Annotated in this window: 13 protein-coding genes and 2 tRNA genes; 5 read left to right on the top strand and 10 right to left on the bottom strand. The window is 65.7% G+C overall.

Annotated elements, in window-relative coordinates:
• Nucleotides 1–119: 119 nt before the first annotated feature.
• Nucleotides 120–2,327 (bottom strand): TonB-dependent receptor, encoded by a 2,208-nt coding sequence (locus tag NX780_RS08120; RefSeq protein ID WP_258827358.1) that lies wholly within the window; start codon nt 2,325–2,327, stop codon nt 120–122.
• 230 nt (nt 2,328–2,557) lie between these two features.
• Nucleotides 2,558–3,820, bottom strand: a complete 1,263-nt coding sequence (locus NX780_RS08115) for a glycerate kinase type-2 family protein (protein WP_258827357.1) — start codon at nt 3,818–3,820, stop codon at nt 2,558–2,560.
• Nucleotides 3,821–4,007: 187 nt separating this feature from the next.
• Here NX780_RS08115 and NX780_RS08110 point away from each other — a divergent pair.
• Both NX780_RS08110 and NX780_RS08105 read left to right on the top strand, forming a co-directional pair.
• Nucleotides 4,008–4,083, top strand: a tRNA-Val gene (locus NX780_RS08110).
• 41 nt (nt 4,084–4,124) lie between these two features.
• Nucleotides 4,125–4,201 (top strand) — tRNA-Asp (locus NX780_RS08105).
• Between the two features lie 153 nt (nt 4,202–4,354).
• Here the strand turns inward: NX780_RS08105 and NX780_RS08100 are convergent.
• Complete coding sequence (locus tag NX780_RS08100; RefSeq protein ID WP_258827356.1) at nt 4,355–5,506, bottom strand: GGDEF domain-containing protein; 1,152 nt, start codon at nt 5,504–5,506, stop codon at nt 4,355–4,357.
• A 250-nt stretch (nt 5,507–5,756) separates the two neighbouring features.
• Here NX780_RS08100 and NX780_RS08095 point away from each other — a divergent pair, with 250 nt between their 5' ends.
• Nucleotides 5,757–6,242, top strand: coding sequence for a cyclic nucleotide-binding domain-containing protein (locus NX780_RS08095; protein ID WP_258827355.1), 486 nt, complete (start codon nt 5,757–5,759; stop codon nt 6,240–6,242).
• Nucleotides 6,239–7,399 carry an AI-2E family transporter gene (locus NX780_RS08090; protein WP_258827354.1) on the top strand — a complete coding sequence of 387 codons (1,161 nt, stop codon included), beginning with the start codon at nt 6,239–6,241 and terminating at the stop codon, nt 7,397–7,399. The genes NX780_RS08095 and NX780_RS08090 overlap by 4 nt, the downstream gene beginning before the upstream one ends.
• A 7-nt stretch (nt 7,400–7,406) precedes the next feature.
• Here NX780_RS08090 and NX780_RS08085 read toward each other — a convergent pair whose 3' ends face one another.
• The 6 genes from NX780_RS08085 to NX780_RS08060 all read right to left on the bottom strand — a co-directional run bounded on the left by NX780_RS08085 (nt 7,407) and on the right by NX780_RS08060 (nt 16,892).
• Nucleotides 7,407–9,674 carry a YgiQ family radical SAM protein gene (locus tag NX780_RS08085; RefSeq protein ID WP_258827353.1) on the bottom strand — a complete coding sequence of 756 codons (2,268 nt, stop codon included), beginning with the start codon at nt 9,672–9,674 and terminating at the stop codon, nt 7,407–7,409.
• Between the two features lie 90 nt (nt 9,675–9,764).
• The gene (locus NX780_RS08080) at nt 9,765–10,049 is read right to left on the bottom strand and encodes a DUF4404 family protein (RefSeq protein WP_258827352.1); all 285 of its coding nucleotides are present in this window, start codon (nt 10,047–10,049) and stop codon (nt 9,765–9,767) included.
• Between the two features lie 10 nt (nt 10,050–10,059).
• Entirely contained in the window at nt 10,060–10,272 is a 213-nt protein-coding gene (locus tag NX780_RS08075; protein ID WP_258827351.1) for a VF530 family protein, read from the bottom strand.
• Nucleotides 10,273–10,353: 81 nt separating this feature from the next.
• Nucleotides 10,354–12,480, bottom strand: a complete 2,127-nt coding sequence (locus NX780_RS08070; protein ID WP_258827350.1) for a M3 family metallopeptidase — start codon at nt 12,478–12,480, stop codon at nt 10,354–10,356.
• 64 nt (nt 12,481–12,544) lie between these two features.
• Nucleotides 12,545–14,665, bottom strand: coding sequence for a M3 family metallopeptidase (locus NX780_RS08065; RefSeq protein WP_258827349.1), 2,121 nt, complete (start codon nt 14,663–14,665; stop codon nt 12,545–12,547).
• Between the two features lie 106 nt (nt 14,666–14,771).
• A complete protein-coding gene (locus NX780_RS08060) occupies nt 14,772–16,892 on the bottom strand; it encodes a M3 family metallopeptidase (RefSeq protein ID WP_258827348.1) in 2,121 nt (706 codons plus the stop codon).
• Between the two features lie 194 nt (nt 16,893–17,086).
• Between NX780_RS08060 and NX780_RS08055 the strand changes: the two genes are divergently transcribed.
• Nucleotides 17,087–18,385: an FAD-dependent oxidoreductase gene (locus tag NX780_RS08055; protein ID WP_258827347.1), complete on the top strand. Its 1,299-nt coding sequence runs from the start codon at nt 17,087–17,089 to the stop codon at nt 18,383–18,385.
• Here the strand turns inward: NX780_RS08055 and NX780_RS08050 are convergent.
• On the bottom strand, nt 18,360–18,575 hold the full coding sequence (locus tag NX780_RS08050; RefSeq protein ID WP_258827346.1) for a SlyX family protein: 216 nt from the start codon (nt 18,573–18,575) through the stop codon (nt 18,360–18,362). The two genes, NX780_RS08055 and NX780_RS08050, sit on opposite strands and share 26 nt — an antisense overlap.
• Nucleotides 18,576–18,584 lie beyond the last annotated feature (9 nt).

The raw sequence follows: 18,584 nt of genomic DNA, 5'->3' as shown, positions 1-18,584 counted from the left end.
CATTATGCACCAGCCCCGCTGCGACGGACACGGCAGTCAGCGGGATGGATGCGCCTTTCGCGGGAATGCAACAAAAAAGGCCGCGCAGTGCGCGGCCTTCTTGCGGCTCAGTTCAAGGCTTAGAAGTTGCCCTTGACCTGGATGCCCCACTGGCGCGGCTCGTTGGTGAAGCCGGTCAGGTTGTTGAAGTCGATCGCGCCGGTGATGCGGCGCTGGTCGAGCACGTTGCGGCCGAAGGCAGCCACCTCATACTTGCCGTTGCCGAAGATGTAGCCCAGGCGCACGCCGCCTTCCGTCAGCGGCGCACCCGTGAACTCGGTCGCCTCGTACAGGAAGAAGTTGATCTTGCTGCGGTAGGACCAGTCGGTGAAGAAGTACAGCTCGCCATCCGCGAACGGCACGCCGTAGCGGGCGGTCGCGTTCAGGGTCCAGCGCGGCGCCTGCGGCAGTGCGTTGCCGTCGATGACGACGCGGCCGGCGGCGTTGATCGGATCGGTCACGGTGCACTGCGCGCACTTGTTCACCGACAGGCTGCCGTCGCGGATCTGGGTGTAGTTGTAGCTCGCGCCGGCGCTGACGCGCAGGGCGGTGCTGACGGCCGCTTCGAAGTCGAACTCGGCGCCCTTGCCCTTGGTCTTGTCGGCATTGATCAGGCGGTTGACATTCGAGTTGCCGCCCACCACGGTCAGCTGCTGGTCCTTGACGGTGTAGTCGTAGATCGAGAACGAGGTGCGGGCGCGGCGCTCGAACAGGTCGGCCTTCAGGCCCAGCTCGTACGAGGTGATGGTTTCCGAATCGGCGACGGTGATCGGCACCGCGGCCGAGGCGGCGGCGATGCTCGGCGCGCGGAAGCCGGTGGCGACGCGGCCGTAGACGTTCACGGCGTCATTCACTTTGTAGGTGGCCGACAGGTCCCAGTTGATCTTGTCCTGGCTGGTGGCGACCGAACGCGGGCCGATCTGGGCGACGTTCTCGTTGACCAGGGTGGCGAAGTCCTTCTCGTCCTTGGTGTAGCGCACGCCGCCACGCACGGTCCAGGCCGGGCTGATGGTGTAGTTCACCGAGGCGAAGGCCGCCCAGGCTTCGTTTTTCTGGTTGCTGACCAGGCGCGAGGTGCGCGCGCCGGCATCGTTGAAGTTGTCGCTGCCGCCGGTCGCGTCTTCATCGAAGAAGTACAGGCCGGTCTGCCAGTTCAGCGGGCCGCTGTTCTGCGACTCGACGCGGAATTCCTGGCTCCACTGGTCGAGATTGGTGATGTAGCCGCCGGTCTGGACCTGGAAGGGGATGAAGCCCGGGCCCGCCGGGGTGCCGCCGTCGATGTCGCCGCGGCTGTAGTAGTCGCTGACGTGCTCGAAGCCGGTGATCGAGAACAGGCGCACGCTGCCCAGGTCCCAGGACAGGCGCAGGTTGGCGCCGTTGGACTTCAGGGTCTGGAAGTTGTCGGCATTGGTGACGATCTTGTCGAGGTCGTAGCCGGGAACGACTTTGTTCGAGCCTTTCTGGATCAGGTTGGCGCGGAACAGGCGGGCGGTGCCCTGGGTCTGGCGCTGGTGCACGTTCAGCAGGGCGTTGAAGCTGCTGCCCGGGCTGTACAGGACCTGGATGCGCTCGGCGTGCTCGTTATAGCCGTCCAGCTCGCCCCGCTTCTGGGTCATGGCCACGTCGCTGTAGTTCTTGACGTAGTCGTCGCGGTGCTGGCCGGTGGCCGACACGCGCATCGCCCATTGATCGGACAGCGGAATGTTCACGGCGCCTTCGACGTTGGCGGTGGTGTGGGTGGCGTAGGAGGCGTTGACGTAACCTTCCGACTTGCCCAGCTTCGGCTTCTCGGATTCGAATTTCACGACGCCGGCCGGGGTGTTGCGGCCGAACAGGGTGCCCTGCGGGCCGCGCAGCACTTCGACGCTGGCCAGGTCGAAGATCGGGAAGCCTTTCAGGATCGGGTTTTCCTGCACCACGTCGTCGTAGACCAGCGAGACCGGCTGCGAAGCGAAGGTGTTGAAGTCGGTGTTGCCGTAGCCGCGGATGTAGAAGCGCGGGAAGGTACGGCCATTGGAGGATTCGACGTTCAGGCTCGGGACCTTGCCGGCCAGCAGGCGGATATCGTCGCCGCCGGATACCAGCACGTCGAGCTTGTCGCCCTTGAGGGCGGTGACGGACACCGGAACTTCGCGGATGTTTTCAGTGCGGCGCTGCGCCGTCACGGTGACGGTCTGCAGTTCGGGGGCCTTCTCGGTCGCGGTGGTCTGGGCCTGGGCCGGCAGGGCTGCAGCCAGGGCCAGCGGTGCGGCGAGCACGCGCTTGTGCATCTTGGACATCTTGATCATGGAAAGTCTTTCCTAACGATTGATAAAAGAACCGATGTCCCCGTTCTCTCTTATCGGCGCGGCCAGGGATGTCCAGCTGGCGGCGCGGGCGCTTATGGCGCGCCCGTCGGCAGCGCATCTCTTGTGGATGTCTTAATCTTGCCGACTTGTAAAGGCGGTATTGTCAGTGATGAATATGTCGATTTGCAAGAAATACACGGCAGAAGCGCGCTTTTTACAACACATATGCATCAAGAATCGATGACGATGGCACGAAAGTCGTTGACGTTCGTGCGCGTGGGGCCGGTGACGATCAATTGCCCGAGCGTGGAGAAAAAGCCGTAACCGTCGTTGTCCGCCAGGCGGGTCCTGGCGTCCAGGCCCAGGGTGTGTGCGGTCGGCAGCGTATCGGGGGCGAGCCAGGCGCCGGCATTGTCTTCGGTACCGTCAATGCCGTCGGTGTCTGCCGCGATCGCGTGCACGCCGGGCAAACCGTCGAGCGCGACGGCGAGGGCCAGCAGGAATTCGGCGTTGCGCCCTCCTCTTCCCTGGCCGCGCACGGTCACGCTGGTCTCGCCGCCGGAGAGGATCACGCAGGGACGCGCGGCAGGCTGGCCGTATTGCAGGACCTGGCGCGCGATCGCCGCATGCACCAGGGCGACCTCGCGCGCCTCGCCTTCGAGGCTGGAAGACAGGATCACGGGGGTGTAGCCGGCGGCGCGCGCCACCTGCGCGGCGGCTTCCAGCGACTGCTGGGCGGTGACGATGACGTGCACGCTGTTTTGGGCCAGGCGCGGGTCAATGGGTCGGGGCGCAGCCAATGCCGGGTCGGCCAGCACCGCGCGCACGGCGCCCGAGGCGTTGATGCCGTACTTGTCGAGAATGGCGAGCGCGTCCTCGCCGGTACTGCCGTCGGGCACGGTCGGACCCGAGGCGACCACGGCCGGGTCGTCACCCGGCACGTCCGACACGACCAGGGTTACCACGCGCGCCGGATGGCAGGCCAGGGCCAGGCGCCCGCCCTTGATGCTGGAGAGGTGGCGCCGTACGCAGTTCATCTCGCCGATCGGCGCGCCGCTGCGCAGCAGCGCCTTGTTGATCGCGCGCTTCTCGTCGAATCCGATGCCGGGCGCCGGCAAGGACAGCAGGGCCGAACCGCCGCCGGACATCAGGCAGATCACCAGGTCGTCCGGCCCCAGATCGCTTGCCAGCGCCAGCATGCGGCGCGCCGCCGTCTCGCCCGCTTCATCCGGCAAGGGATGGCCGGCCTCGACCACCTCGATATGGCGGGTCGCGGCGCCGTGGCCATAGCGGGTCACCACCAGGCCGGACAGTTCGCCCTGCCAGTGCCGCTCGACCGCCTCGGCCATGCGCGCCGCGGCCTTGCCGGCTCCCAGCACCACGGTGCGTCCCTTGGGCGGGGGCGGCAGGTGCGGGGCGATCAGGTCGAATGGATCGGCTGCTTTCAAGGCAGCGTCGAACAGGCGGGTCAGCAATGGGTGTGCGGTGCGCATGGCGGAGGTCTCGTTGAGCTGAACCACGATGGTTGCACAAAAGCGCGCGGACCGTAAAAAAGTGCCAATTTCGTCCGTTCCACATTTTTTTCGAAAAACCCTTGCACACCTCGAATTCCAACCTCTATAATTCGGGCCTCTTCGGACGCAATGACAAGCGTCAGACAGAAACCTCTGAATAGAGAACGGGCGCTTAGCTCAGTTGGTAGAGCGGATCCCTTACAAGGATTAGGTCGGGAGTTCGAGCCTCTCAGCGCCCACCAGCCAATTCAGATGGTTGATCGAAGTAATGATCAGAGTAAACGGAGCGGTAGTTCAGTTGGTTAGAATACCGGCCTGTCACGCCGGGGGTCGCGGGTTCGAGCCCCGTCCGCTCCGCCAGCATCAAAGGAAAGGGTCCGATTCGTCGGACCCTTTTTCTTTTTCCGGTTTCGTAGGGTGGTCGGGTTCCCCGACCGCGCGTTCAAATTACCTTCGATTTGTTGCGGCCCTGTTCATCTACTGGCTGAACGCGTGGGCGGAGGACCGCCCACCCTACGCACGACGCGCTTGCGGCTGTCCGACTTCAACACGATCGCGCCCACCACTCTTTGCACGGTACAAGGCGTGATCCGCACGCGCCAGCGCCGCACTCAATTCCTCGTTCGGATCCAGCACCACCACCCCGATACTCACCGTCATGGTGTACGGCGTGCCGCTCGTGATCACCGTCGAGTCGCGCACCGCAAGACGCAAGCGCTCGGCGGCCTGCACCGCCCCCTCCAGGTTCGTATTCGGCAGCACCATCGCGAATTCCTCGCCACCGAGGCGCCCCACCATCTCGTGGCTGCGCAGGGTGGCGCGCGCGGTGCGGGCGAAGACAGTCAGGGCTTCATCGCCGCTGGCGTGGCCGAAGCGGTCGTTGATCTGCTTGAAATGGTCGATGTCCATCATCGCCAGGGCCAGCGGCTGGCGCTGGCGCAGCGCGGCCTGGCGCGCCCCTTCCGCGCGCTCGAGGAAGGCATGGCGGTTCGGCAGGCCGGTGAGGCAGTCGGTGGTGGCCATGCGCGCCATCTCGGCATCGTCCTTCTGCTTGCACAGCAGCAGAAAGCCGAAGCCGTTGACGATCATGAGGAGATAGCCGGCCAGGTAGGCGGTTTCCTGTGCCTGCTTTCCCAGCGGGGCGTCGCCGGCCAGGCTGCTGGCGGCCCACCAGGCCACGGAGACGGCGAACAGGGCATCGTTGGCGCCGATGATCCGCTGCAGCAGGGAGGCGCGGCGACTGGGGCGCAGCAGGATCCAGGCCATGCCGGCCGCGAACAGGGCGACGACGCCGGCCACCAGGGCGGTCAGATAACCGACCGGCGCGCCGGCGCTGCCCGCCGCCAGCACGATGGCCAGCGCCAGCGCGCAGACCGGCAGCAGCACGCGGCGCCAGCGCTCCAGGCCGAAGAAAATGCAATAGGCGGCGATCTCGAGCGCGACCGTGAGGATCCATCCCGCGCCCTCGATGCCGTTGAGCGCCGGCACGGCAAGGTAGACGCGGACCCAGCCGAGCAGCTGGCACAGGCCCATGCCGAAGCGCGCCCACATCCACAGGCGCAGGCCGGGGCTGGGCGCGGCGCCATGGGTATAGCCCGCCATCAGGACCGCGAAGGCGACGTTGCCCAGGCCAAGCGCCAGCAGGAAGGAAGGAATGTCGATCACCGATCGTTCCTCGGCAAAGCGCACAGCAGTCTCGAAATCATGTTATAAGAATAATATATATTTCCGTAGAGAATTATCTTACACGGTTTTGTTTACTTGGTTCACACAATTGAACGGCTATGCAGGCCGCATGCCCAAAGTGCAACAGTTGCTCGTCAAGCCTGGCCGGTACTCAGCTTTTTAATGCACAGCAGCACCTGATAGCGGATAATCATCCGACAACAAACAACGCACCATTGTCGGAGCACATGTGATTTTCGGTTTCCTCAAGTCGCCCAAGATGTCGCCGCGCCTGCATCGTCTGAAGAACTCGACGCTGTTCTCGGCCTTGAGCCCGCTGGAACTGAAGATCGTCGACGGCATGCTGCACGAGCGCCGCTACCTGCCCGACGAGATCGTCTTCGACGAGGGTGAAGAGGGCCAGGCCCTATACCTCATCATGAGCGGCCGGGTGGTGATCAACAAGCTGCACCAGGGCAGCAACCAGGTCGTGGCCGAACTCGGCCCGGGCAGCTTCTTCGGTGACTTGGCCCTGCTCGACAACTCGCCCCGCAATGCCCAGGCGCGCGCGGTCGAGCCCTGCGAGATGGCGGTGTTCTTCCGCGCCGACTTCCTCGGCCTGCTGGAAACCGATGCCGTGATCGGCTACAAGATCTCGCTGGCGCTGGCGCGCCACATCGGCCTGCGCCTGCGCGAATGGATGGGCACCGGCCGGCCCCAGCTGGAAGCCTTATGAACCGCAGCGAGCGCGCCGGGCCGGTCGTCTGGACCGGCATCATCGCGGCCACCTGCGTGCTGCTGCTGGTGGTCCAGCAGATGCTGTGGCTGGCCCTGCCCTTCCTCTTCGGCGGGGTGCTGCACTACATCCTCGTAGGGCCGATGCAGCGCATGGTGCGCGCCGGCTACAGCCGCAACAGCGCGACCATGATGGTGTGCCTGCTGTTCTTCGCCTTCCTCGGCCTGGCCCTGACGGCCGCCTTCTCGTGGAGCCGCGGCCCGGAAGAAGAGTCCTGGGAAAAGACGATCGGCCTCTACCTCGACGGCGGCGTCGCCTTCGTGCACAACACCATGACCCTGCTCGAGAAGCGCTTCCCGCTGCTGGCCGAGATGCACCTGACCTCGACCGTCAACGGCATCTTCCGCCGCTTCACCGACGACTTCGCCGAGAAGCACCTGGGCGAGATCCTGGTGGCGCTGGCGACCTGGGTGCCTTCGCTGCTGCTGGCGCCTTTCCTGACCTTCTTCTTCCTGCGCGACGGCCTGCGCTTCAAGAAGTTCCTGGCGCGCGCGGTGCCGAACGCCTACTTCGAACGGGCCCTCTACCTGCTGCACGAAGTCGACCAGACGGCGCGCCGCTATTTCGAGGGCCTGCTCAAGCTGACGGTGCTCGATACCGCGGTGCTGGCGCTGGGCCTGTGGACGATCGGCGTGTCTTCGCCGCTCCTGCTCGGCCTGATGTCGGCGGTGCTGGCCTGGGTGCCCTTTGTCGGCTCGGTGGTGGGTTGCGTGCTGGTGGTGATCGTCGCCTCGACCGACGCGCCGAACAATCCCTTCATCGCCTATGGCGCCATCGGCGTGTTCGTGCTGGTGCGGCTGCTGGACGACTTCGTGTTCATGCCCTTGACGCTGGGACGCAGCATCCGCGTGCATCCGCTCGTGACGGTCTTGATGATCTTCATCGGCGGCGCGCTGGCCGGCGTGGTCGGGCTGATGCTGGTGCTGCCCCTGCTGGGCGTGGTGATGGTCGTGGGCGAGACCCTGGGGCGCCTGGTGACCAATCCACGCCTGCGCGCGCGGCACCGCTATGCGCGCGCGCTGCGGGCGCGCCAGGCCGCCATGGACCTCGACGTCGCCCAGGAGCGCCGCGCCCGCATCACGAACGCGGAGCTCTGAACGGCGCTTACTTGCGCCCCGCTTTCGGCTTGGTCTTGATCGTATCCAGGATCGAGGGACGGGCTTTGGACGACGCCACGACCGCCGCCGGCGCACGCTCGACGCGCACCTGCACCTTGCCGCGCGCATTGCCCGGACCACGCTTGCCGGCCTCGCGCTCGGCCACCGGCGTCCCGCCCGGCACCATGCGCTTGCGGTCCCATTCCGGCCCCGGCTCGACGCCGGCGGGAGGAATCAGGTGGCGCTCGCCGGTGCCGATCAGGTCGCCACGGCCCATGCGCTTCAGCCCCTCGCGCAGGATCGGCCAGTTCTCCGGATCGTAGTAGCGCAGGAAGGCCTTGTGCAGCTTGCGGGTCTTGCCGCTCTTGGCGGTCTCGACGACTTCCGAATCTTCCGTCACCTTCGCCAGCGGGTTCTTGCCCGAGTGGTACATGGTGGTCGCCATGGCCATCGGCGTCGGCGTGAAGGTCTGCACCTGGTCGAGCTTGAAGTTGTTTTTCTTCAGCCACAGGGCCAGGTTCAGCATGTCCTCGTCGGTCGAACCCGGGTGGGCCGCGATGAAGTAGGGAATCAGGTACTGCTTCTTGCCCGCTTCCATCGAGAACTTGTCGAACAGGCGCTTGAACTCGTCGTAGGCGCCGATACCCGGCTTCATCATCTTCGACAGGGTGCCCTGCTCGGTGTGCTCCGGCGCGATCTTCAGGAGGCCGCCCACGTGGTGGGTGACCAGTTCCTTCACGTACTCGGGCGAGCGCACGGCCAGGTCGTAGCGCAGCCCTGAACCGATCAGGATCTTCTTGATGCCCGGGATGGCGCGCGCCTTGCGGTACAGCGAGATCAGCTTGCTGTGGTCGGTGCCCAGGTTGCTGCAGATCGTCGGGTAGACGCAGGACAGGCGGCGGCAGGATTCCTCGATTTTCTTGTCCTTGCAGGCCAGGCGGTACATGTTCGCCGTCGGGCCGCCGAGGTCGGTGATCGTGCCGGCGAAGTTCTTGGTCGTGTCGCGGATCAGTTCGATCTCGCGCAGGATCGACGGTTCCGAGCGGCTCTGGATGATGCGGCCTTCGTGCTCGGTGATCGAGCAGAAGGTGCAACCGCCGAAGCAGCCGCGCATGATGTTGACCGAGTAGCGGATCATTTCCCAGGCCGGGATGTGGGCCTTGCCGTAGCTCGGGTGCGGCGCGCGCGCATATGGCAGGTCGTAGACGTTGTCCATCTCGTCCATGGCCAGCGGCAGCGGCGGCGGGTTCAGCCAGACGTCGCGGTCGCCGTGCTGCTGCACCAGCGCGCGCGCATTGCCCGGGTTCGACTCCAGGTGGAAGACGCGCGAGGCGTGCGCGTACATCACCGGGTCTTCGCTCACGGTCTCGAACGACGGCAGGCGCACCACGGTCTTGCGCGCTTTTTCGCGGGCGGCGGCCTGGCGCTCTTCGCGCGTCATGATGATGACGGGCTTGGCCACGGGTTCCGGTGCGGCATTATCCAGCGCGCACTGCTTCGGGTCTTCCAGCGCCATCGCATACGGGTTCGGCTGCTTGTCGATGCGGCCCGGTACGTCCACGCGGGTGGAGTTGTGCACGGTCCATTCGTCGTCCGGCAGCCAGCCGTTCGGGACCAGGAAGGCGGTGCCGCGCAGGTCGCGGATTTCGCGGATAGGCTCACCCGCGGCGATGCGGCGCGTCACGTCCACCAGGGCACGCTCGGCATTGCCGAAGATGAGCATGTCGGCCTTCGACTCGAACAGCACCGAGCGGCGCACCTTGTCCGACCAGTAGTCGTAGTGGGCGATGCGGCGCAGCGAGGCCTCGATGCTGCCGGCGATCACCGGCACGCCCGGGAAGGCTTCGCGGGCACGCTGGCAATAGACCGTCACGGCGCGGTCGGGACGCTTGTTCGGCTCGGCGTTCGGGGTGTAGGCGTCGTCGGAACGGATCTTGCGGTCGGCCGTGTAGCGGTTGACCATCGAGTCCATATTGCCGGCGGTAATGCCCCAGTACAGGTTCGGCTTGCCGAGCGCGCGGAAGGGCTCGACCGAGGTCCAGTCCGGCTGGCTGATGATGCCGACGCGGTAGCCCTGCGCTTCCAGCAGGCGGCCGACCAGCGCCATCCCGAAGCTCGGGTGGTCGATGTAGGCGTCGCCGGTGATCAGGATGATGTCGCACGAATCCCACCCGAGCTTGTCCATTTCGGCACGGGACATCGGGAGGAAGGGCGCGGCTGGAGCGCGGCTGGAGCGCTTCGGCACGCTCGCGAAAAGGTTCTGGGGGGCGTTCATTGGCCGGTATTGTACCGGAAAACCGTTTTCCGGTCGTCCTGGCGACCGAAAAATGGCTTAGTTATCAATGACTTGGGGCACTAACGTCGCTTAAATACCCATATTCGACAAGATATTGCCGAGCTCGCGCAGGCCGGTCGAGACGGTCGGGTGGCGCGTATTGAAGCGCGCGGCCAGTTCCTGGGTGCGGGAACCGAGGCCATAGGTGTTGTCGTCGAGCTGCTGCTCGGCGCGGCGCTCGAGCGCCCGGTCGATGTCGCCGTCGAGCTGGCGCAGCAGGGTTTCCAGCTCCGGATCGACGTCGTTGGTTTCCTGCAGCTGGCGGTGCAGGGCTTTCAGGCGCGCTTTCAGGTCGGCATCGTTCTCATTCAGCATGTCGTTCTCGCTAGTTGGTGAAGCGGGTCTCGAGGTACAGCTTCTCGACCTGCTCGCGCGCCCATGGCGTGCGGCGCAAGAATTTCAGGCTCGACTTGATGCTCGGGTCTTTCTGGAAGCAATTGATATCGATCCTGCGGCCGAGTCCCTCCCAGCCGTAGTGCTCGACGAGGCGGGTTAACAGGGATTCTAAGGTAATACCGTGCAAGGATTGAACACTCATCGCTGGGGGGTGGTTGTGATGCTTGGGGGGAGTGTAGCAAACAACGCCGGCCGCATTGCACGGCCGGCGTCTCAGGCCGGCTTACTCGCCGGTCAGGCCACGGCGCTCCAGCAACGGCTCCACCCGCGCATCACGGCCGCTGAAGTTGCGGTACATCTGCATCGCATCCAGCGTGCCGCCGCGCGACAGCAGGGTCTTGCGGAAGTGGTCGCCGTTCTTGCGGGTCAGGCCACCATTCTCCTTGAACCAGTTGACGGTGTCCGCGTCCAGCTTCTCCGCCCACAGGTAGCCGTAGTAGCCGGCCGAGTAGCCGCCCGAGAAGGTGTGCGAGAAGTAAGTGGTGCGGTAGCGCGGCGGGACCAGCTCGAAGTCGACGCCGGCCTTCTTCAAGGCGGCGGCTTCAAACGCCAGCACGTCGGTCGGGATCTGGCTCGGCGACAGCTGGTGCCAGGCCTGGTCCAGCAGCGAAGCGGCCAGGTACTCGGTGGTGCGGAAGCCTTCGTTGAACTGCTGCGAGGCCTGCACCTTGTCGAGCAGCTCCTTCGGCATCGCCGCGCCGGTCTGGTAGTGCTTCGCATAGTTGGCGAGGACTTCCGGCCAGGCCATCCACATCTCGTTCACCTGCGAGGGGAACTCGACGTAGTCGCGCGGCACGCGCGAGCCCGCGAAGCGCGGATATTTCACATCCGAGAACATGCCGTGCAGGGCGTGGCCGAACTCGTGGAAGGTGGTGCGCACTTCGTCGTAGGTAAGCAGGGTTGGCTCGCCCGCGGCCGGCTTGGCGATGTTCAGGTTGTTGGCGATGACCGGCTTGGTACCCATCAGCTTCGATTGCGGGACCCAGGCATTGGCCCAGGCGCCGCCGCGCTTGTTCGGGCGCGCATACGGGTCGAAGGTGAAGATGGCGAGCTGCTTGCCGTCGACGTCGAACACGTCGAACACGCGCACGTCCTCGACATAGGTCGGCAGGTCCTTGCGCTCCTTGAAGGTGATGCCGAATTCCTTGTTGGCGGCGAAGAAGACGCCGTCCTGCAGGACGCGGTTCAGCTCGAAGTAGGGACGCAGCTGGCTGGCGTCAAAAGCGTACTTCGCGGCGCGCACCTTGTCGCTGTAGAAGCCCCAGTCGTGGGCCGCGGCCTTGAAGCCACCGCCTTCGGCATCGATGGCCTTCTGGATTTCAGCAGCTTCCTTGCGCGCGTTGTTCACGGCCGGCTTGGCGAATTCCGCCAGCAGCCCGTTCACGGCGCCGGTGGTCTTGGCGGTCTGGTCTTCCAGGTTGTAGGCCGCATGGTTCGGGTAGCCCAGCAGCACGGCGCGTTCGGCGCGCAGCTTGGCCAGCTTGAGCACGACCTCGCGGTTGTCGAACTGGCCGCCACGCGAACCGCGCGCCAGCGAGGCCGCCAGCAGCTTCTCGCGGGTGGCGCGGTTGGTCAGCACGGACAAGCCGGCCTGCTGGGTGGTGTTCACGACCGGGACCACGAATTTGCCGTCCAGGCCGCGCTTTTTACCTTCCGCGGCGGCGGCGTCGATCTGCTTGTCCGTCATGCCGGCCAGTTCCGCACGGGTGTCGACCACCAGGGCCGAGGCATTGGCTTCGTGCAGCACGTTCTGGGCGAACTGGGTCGACAGCGCGGCCAGCTCGCCGTTCATGGCTTTCAGCTTGGCCTTGTCGGCGTCGGACAGCTTGGCGCCGGCGCGCACGAAGTCGGTGTGGTAGCGCTCGACCAGGTAGAGCGATTCCGGGTCCAGGCCCAGCTTGCTGCGCTTGTCGTAGATCGCCTTGATGCGCGCGTACAGTTTCGGGTTCAGGCGGATGGCATCGTTGTGGGCCGACAGCTTCGGCGCCAGTTCCTTGTCCAGGGCCTGCAGGGTCGGGTTGGTGTAGGAACCTTTCAGGGTGCCGAAGGCTGTGCTGACGCGGTTCATCAGCTGGCCGGAGCGCTCCATCGCGACGACGGTGTTCTCGAAGGTGGCCGGGGCCTTGTTGTTGGCGATCTGCTCGATCTCGAGCGCTTCCTGGCGCATCGCCTCCTCGAACGCCGGCGCGAAGTGCTCGTTGCGGATCTTGTCCCAGGCCGGGTACTGGAACGGCAGGGTGCTCGGCTTGGCGAAGGGGTTCGAGGCTTCCAGCATGGAGGCCGGGGCCGCATGGGCCAGGGTGGAGGCGACGCTGGCGGCGGCGACCAGCAGGATGTGTGGACGGATCATGGTGTCCTCGTTGCGTTTGTCATGAAAAGAGTTCGGGAGCCGCCTGGGCGGCTCCGGGTACCGCTTAGTTCAGGCCGCGGCGTTCCAGCAGCGGCTCGATGACCGGGTCGCGGCCGCGGAAGGTGCGATACATCTGCACCGCGTCCATGGTGCCGCCCTTCGAAAGCACCATCTGGCGGAAGCGCTCGCCGTTCTTGCGCAGCAGGCCGCCGTTCTCCTTGAACCATTCGCCGGCATCGGCGTCCAGGCGCTCGGCCCACAGGTAGCTGTAGTAGCCGGCCGAGTAGCCGCCCGAGAAGGCGTGCGAGAAGTAGGTCGAGCTATAGCGCGGCGGGACCGGTGCGAAGTCGAGGCCCGCATCACGCAGTGCCTGCTCCTCGAAGGATTTCACGTCCGAGGGAATGGCCTTGGAGCCCAGCTGGTGCCAGCGCTGGTCGATCACGGCCGCCGCCAGGTACTCGGTGGTGCGGTAACCCTCGTTGAACTTCTGCGAGGCGCGCAGCTTGTCCAGCAGTTCTTTCGGCATCGCTTCGCCGGTCTGGTAATGCTTCGCGTAGTTGGCCAGCACTTCCGGCCAGGCCATCCACATCTCGTAGACCTGCGAGGGCAGCTCGACGTAGTCGCGCGGCACGCTGGTGCCCGAGAAGCGCGGATATTTCACCTTCGAGAACCAGCCGTGGGTGCCGTGGCCGAACTCGTGGAAGGTGGTGCGCACCTCGTCCCAGGTGAGCAGGGTCGGCTCGCCCGGCGCCGGCTTGGCCAGGTTCAGGTTGTTGGTGATGACCGGCTTGTTGCCCAGCAGGGTGCTCTGGTTGACCAGCGCATTCATCCAGGCGCCGCCGCGCTTGTTCGGACGGGCGTAGGGGTCGAGCACGAAGATCGCCAGGTGCGCGCCGTTCTCTTCGAACACGTCATACACGCGCACGTCGGGGTCGTACACCGGCAGGTCCTTGCGCTGCTTGAAGGTGATGCCCCACAGCTTGTTGGCGGCGAAGAAGGCGCCGTCGTTGAGCACGCGGTCGAGTTCGAAGTAGGGCTTGAGCTGGTTCGCGTCGAACGCGTACTTGGCGGCGCGCACCTTGTCGCTGTAGAAGTTCCAGTCATGGGCGGCGACCTTGAAGCCGCCCTTGCCGGCGTCGATCGCTTCCTGGATCTCCTGCGCTTCCTTCTTTGCATTGCGCACCGCCGGCACGGACAGGTCGGACAGCAGCTTGTTGACCGCGGAGGTCGTCTTGGCGGTCTGGTCTTCCAGCGAATAGGCGGCGTGGCTGGCGTAGCCCAGCAGCTCGGCGCGCTCCGCGCGCAGCCTGGCCAGCTGCAGCACGATGTCGCGGTTGTCGAACTCGCCGCCGCGCGAGCCGCGCACGGTCGAAATCGACAGCAGCTTCTCGCGGGTACCGCGGTTGCTGAGCAGCGACAGCGGGCCCTGCTGGGTGGTGTTCACGACCGGGATCACGAACTTGCCGTCCAGGCCGCGCTTCTTCGCCTCGAGGGCGGCGGCGGCGATGGCCTTCTCCGGCAGGCCGGCCAGTTCCTCGCGGGTGTCGACCACGAAGGCCGAATCGTTCACTTCCTTCAGCACGTTCTGGCTGAACTGGGTCTGCAGCGCGGCCAGCTTGCCGTTGTACTCGCGCAGCTTCTGCTTGTCGGCTTCCGAAAGCTTGGCGCCGGCGCGCACGAAGTCCTTGTGGTAGCGCTCGATCAGGAAGACCGATTCCGCGTCCAGGCCCAGCTTGTCGCGCTTAGCGTACAGGGTCTCGATACGCTTGAACAGCGTCGGGTTCAGGCGGATCGCATCGCCGTGGGCAGCCAGCTTCGGCGCCAGTTCCTTGTCGAGGGCTTGCAGGGTATCGTTGGTGTAGGAGCTCACCAGGGTCGAGAACACCGGGGACACGCGGCTCAGGAGCTGGCCCGAACGCTCCATCGCGACGATGGTGTTCTCGAACGTCGGCGCCGCCTTGTTATTGGCGATGGCGGCGATCTCCTGCGCCTGCTGGCGCATGGCCTCGGCATAGGCCGGGGCGAAATGCTCGTTCCTGATCTTGTCGAAGGCCGGGTAGCCGTATTGCAGGGTGCTCGGTTTGGCGAAGGGATTCGCGGCGTCGAGCTGCGAGGCGGGTGCGGCGTAGGCCAGGTTGGCCATGGCGACGCTGGCGGCGATCAGGAGCATGCGGGGATGATTCATGGTGTCGGATGTTGTCGATGGGAGTTCACGCGCCCGCCCCCGCGCCGCTCGTGGCGGCGCGCGACAGGCGCTCGGAGAGTGCCCTCATGCGGGCACGGTTGCAGGATCAGTTACCGGTAAGTCCACGGCGTTCCAGCAGCGGTTCGATGACGGGGTCACGGCCGCGGAAGTTGCGGAACAGGTCCATCGCATCGGCGCTGCCGCCGCGCGAGAGCAGGGTCTTGCGGAAGTGGTCGCCGTTCTTGCGCGACAGGCCGCCGCTGGTCGTGAACCACTGGACCGTGTCGGCGTCCAGCTTCTCGCTCCACAGGTAGGCGTAGTAGCCGGCCGAATAGCCGCCGTTCATCGAGTGCGAGAAGTAGGTGGTGCGGTAGCGCGGCGGCACCGGCGCGTAGTCCACCCCCGCGTCCTTGAGCGCCCTGGCTTCGAAGGCCAGCACGTCCGTCGGGATCTCGGAGGGTTTCAGCTGGTGCCAGCGCTGGTCGAGCAGCGAAGCGGCCAGGTACTCGGTCGTCATGTAGCCCTGGTTGAATTTTTTCGACGCGACCACCTTGTCCAGCAGCGCTTTCGGCATCGGCGCGCCGGTCTGGTGGTGCTTGGCGTAGTTGGCCAGCACTTCAGGCCAGATCGCCCACATCTCGTTGACCTGCGAGGGGTACTCGACGAAGTCGCGCGGCACATTGGTGCCCGAGAAGTGCGGGTACTTCACGTTCGAGAACATGCCGTGCAGGGCGTGGCCGAACTCGTGGAAGGCGGTGCGCACCTCGTCGTAGGTGAGCAGGGTCGGCTCGCCCTTCGGCGGCTTCGGGATGTTCAGGTGGTTGCCGACCACCGGGCGCTTGCCCAGCAGGGTAGATTGCGACACGTACTCGTTCATCCAGGCGCCGCCCTGCTTGTTGCCGCGCGCGTAGGGGTCGAAGATGAAGATGGCCAGCTGCTTGCCATCGTGGTCGAACACGTCGAAGGTGCGCACGTCCGGGTCATACACCGGCAGGTCCTTGCGCTCCTTGAAGGTGATGCCGTATTCCTTGGTGGCGGCGAAGAAGACGCCGTCCACCAGGACGCGGTTCAGTTCGAAATAGGGGCGCAGCTGGTTCTCGTCGAAGTTGTACTTCGCGGCGCGCACCTTGTCCTGGTAGATCGGCCAGTCATAGCTGGCAACCTGGAAGCCACCCTTCTCTTGATCGATCACTTTCTGGATCTCGGCCGCTTCCTTGCGCGCGTTGTTCACGGCGGGTTTCGCCAGTTCCGCCAGCAGCTTGTTGACGGCGGCCGGGTTCTTGGCGGTTTCGAGTTCCTGCGAATAGGCCGCGTAGTTCGGGTAACCCAGCAGGGCGGCGCGTTCCGCGCGCAGCTTGGCGAGCTTGAGCACCAGGTCGCGCGAATCATACTCGCCGCCGCGGCTGCCGCGATTGAGCGAGGCGGCCATCAGGCGCTCGCGCGTCTTGCGGTTGGTGAGGCTGGACAGCGCCGGCTGGCTGCTGGTGTTGACGATGGCGATCGCGAACTTGCCCTTTTGCCCCCGCTTTTCCGCTTCCGCCGCGGCGGCATTGATTTCGGCGTCCGAGAAGCCGGCCAGTTCCGCGCGGGTGTCGACGATCAGGGCCGAGGCATTGGCCTCCTTCAGCACGCGTTGCGAGAACTCCGACTGCAGCGACGCGATCTCGGCGTTGTACTTCTTGAGCTTGTCCTTGTCGGCGGCGGACAGATTCGCTCCGGCGCGCACGAATTCCTTGTACACGCGTTCGAGCAGGTGATTCGATTCCGCATCCAGCTTCAGGGTGGCGCGCTTGGCGTGCAGGGTCTTGATGCGCTGGAACAGCGCCGGGTTCAGGTAGATCGCATCGTTGTGCGCGGCCAGCTTGGGCGACATCTCGCGGTCGACCGCGTCCAGTGTGTCGTTGGTGTTGGCGGTCTGCAGGTTCGAGAACACGGCCGACACCCGCGACAGCATCTCGCCGGCGCGCTCCATCGCCACGATGGTGTTGTCAAACGTAGGCGCCGCCTTGTTCCCGGCGATCGCGTCGATCTCGCGCAGGTGCTCGGCCATGCCCGCCGCGTATGCGGGCAGGAAGTGTTCGTTCTTGATCTTGTCGAAAGCCGGATAGTTCAGCGGCAGGCTGCTGGGCTTGGCGAAGGGGTTCGAGGCGTCCAGAGCTGGTGCGGCGATCGCGGTGTGCGCGAGCGCGAGGCTGGCGGCAACGATGAGCAGGTGTGGTCGGTTCATGGGATCTTTCACGGACTCTTGGGAGGGAGCTGCCGGGCGTAGAGGGCAGCCGTTGCGCGACGATCATAGCAGGCTGTACGCATGTCGTCACAACAAAAACCGTATGTATGCCGCATAGGCGAGCCAATGTTTCGGCCATGTTTCAGGCATGTAGCGGCATGTATCAAAACCGGCCGTGATAGCATCCGCCTCCAATGGATCCGCTTACCTCCACCCATGACGCCATCGTCGTCGGCACCGGCCCCGGCGGCGCGGCCACGGCGCGCGAACTGGCGCGTTCGGGCAAGCGCGTGCTGGTGCTCGAACAGGGCAGCGCGGCGCCGCTCAAGGGCACCCTGGGCCAGATGGCGACCATGGCCCTGCCTGGCCGCGGCGCCTGGCTGCACCGCGACGCCTCGCTGCTGGTGTCCGGCACCGCGCTGGGCGGCAGCTCGGCGCTGAACTTCGCCACCGCCGCACCGCCGCCCCTGGCGATGTTCGCGGCGCACGGCATCGACCTGGCGCCGTTTCTATCTGCACTGCGCGCCGAACTGCCGCTGGCGCCCCTGCCCGACCGCCTGGTCGGCCCGATGGCGGCGCGCCTGATGGCCGCGGCCCGCGCAGCCGGCTTCGACTGGAAGAAACTGGACAAGATGATCCGCCCGCAGGCTTGCCGCAGCGGCTGCTGGCGCTGTGTCTACGGCTGCCCCTACGGCGCCAAGTGGAGCGCGCGCGACTTCGTCGATGAGGCTTGCCGCCATGGCGCCGTGCTGCTCGATCGCAGCCGGGTGCTGCGGGTGCTGATGGAGGACGGCCGTGCAAAGGGTGTCGAGGTGCTGCGCGACGGCGCCCGGCGCCACGTCAGGGCGCCGCTGGTGGTGCTGGCGGCCGGCGGCATCCAGAGCCCGCGCCTGCTGCACCGAAGCGGCCTGCGGCCGCGCCATGCGTCCTTCTTCAGCGATCCGGTGGTGGCGGTGATGGGGACCGTCGACGATATCGACGGCGGCGCGGAAGTGCCGATGGCGGCCGGCGCCGGCTTCCCGACCGAGGGCATCAGCCTGGCCGACCTGACACTGCCGCGCCCCATGTACCAGGCGTTCGCGCTGCAGGCCGGCCGCGTCGATCGGCTCGGCGCGCATGCACGTACGCTCAGCGTGATGGTGAAGATCCGCGACGATGTCGGCGGCGGCATCGGGCCGCGCTGGGTCGACAAGCGCTTGACGGAGGGCGACCGCGCGCGTTTCACACAAGGCGTCGCGATGGCGCGCCAGATCCTCGAACAGGCCGGCGCGCACCACGTCTTCGCGACCCGCCATTTCGCCGCCCACCCGGGCGGCAGCGTGCCGATCGGCGCTCCACATGGCGTGGACAACGCCTTGCGCGTCGCACCGGGCCTGCATGTCTGCGACGCCTCGGTGATTCCGGGAGCATGGGGATTGCCGCCGACCCTGACCCTGCTCTGCCTGGGCAAGCGGCTGGGAGAATTGCTTAGTAGTGAGGCGGCTTCTCGTTGATCGGACCCTGGCGGCTGGACTGCAGGGTGCGCACGTGGTCGACGAGGGAGGCGACCATGGCTTCGAGCTGGTCGATGCGGCGCCCCTGGCGGTAGATGGTGTCGTTAAGCGTCTCGACCAGGTCTTCCTGGTGCGCGAGCTTGATTTCGATATCGACAAAACGGTCGGTGATGGGGTCTTCCTGGCTCATGGCATCCTC

The sequence above is a fragment of the Massilia agri genome, assembly GCF_024753255.1.
In the GTDB taxonomy this organism is placed as follows: Bacteria; Pseudomonadota; Gammaproteobacteria; order Burkholderiales; family Burkholderiaceae_D; genus Telluria; species Telluria agri.
Note: the sequence above shows the minus strand (reverse complement) of the source record. Positions and strands in the feature narration are given on the sequence as shown.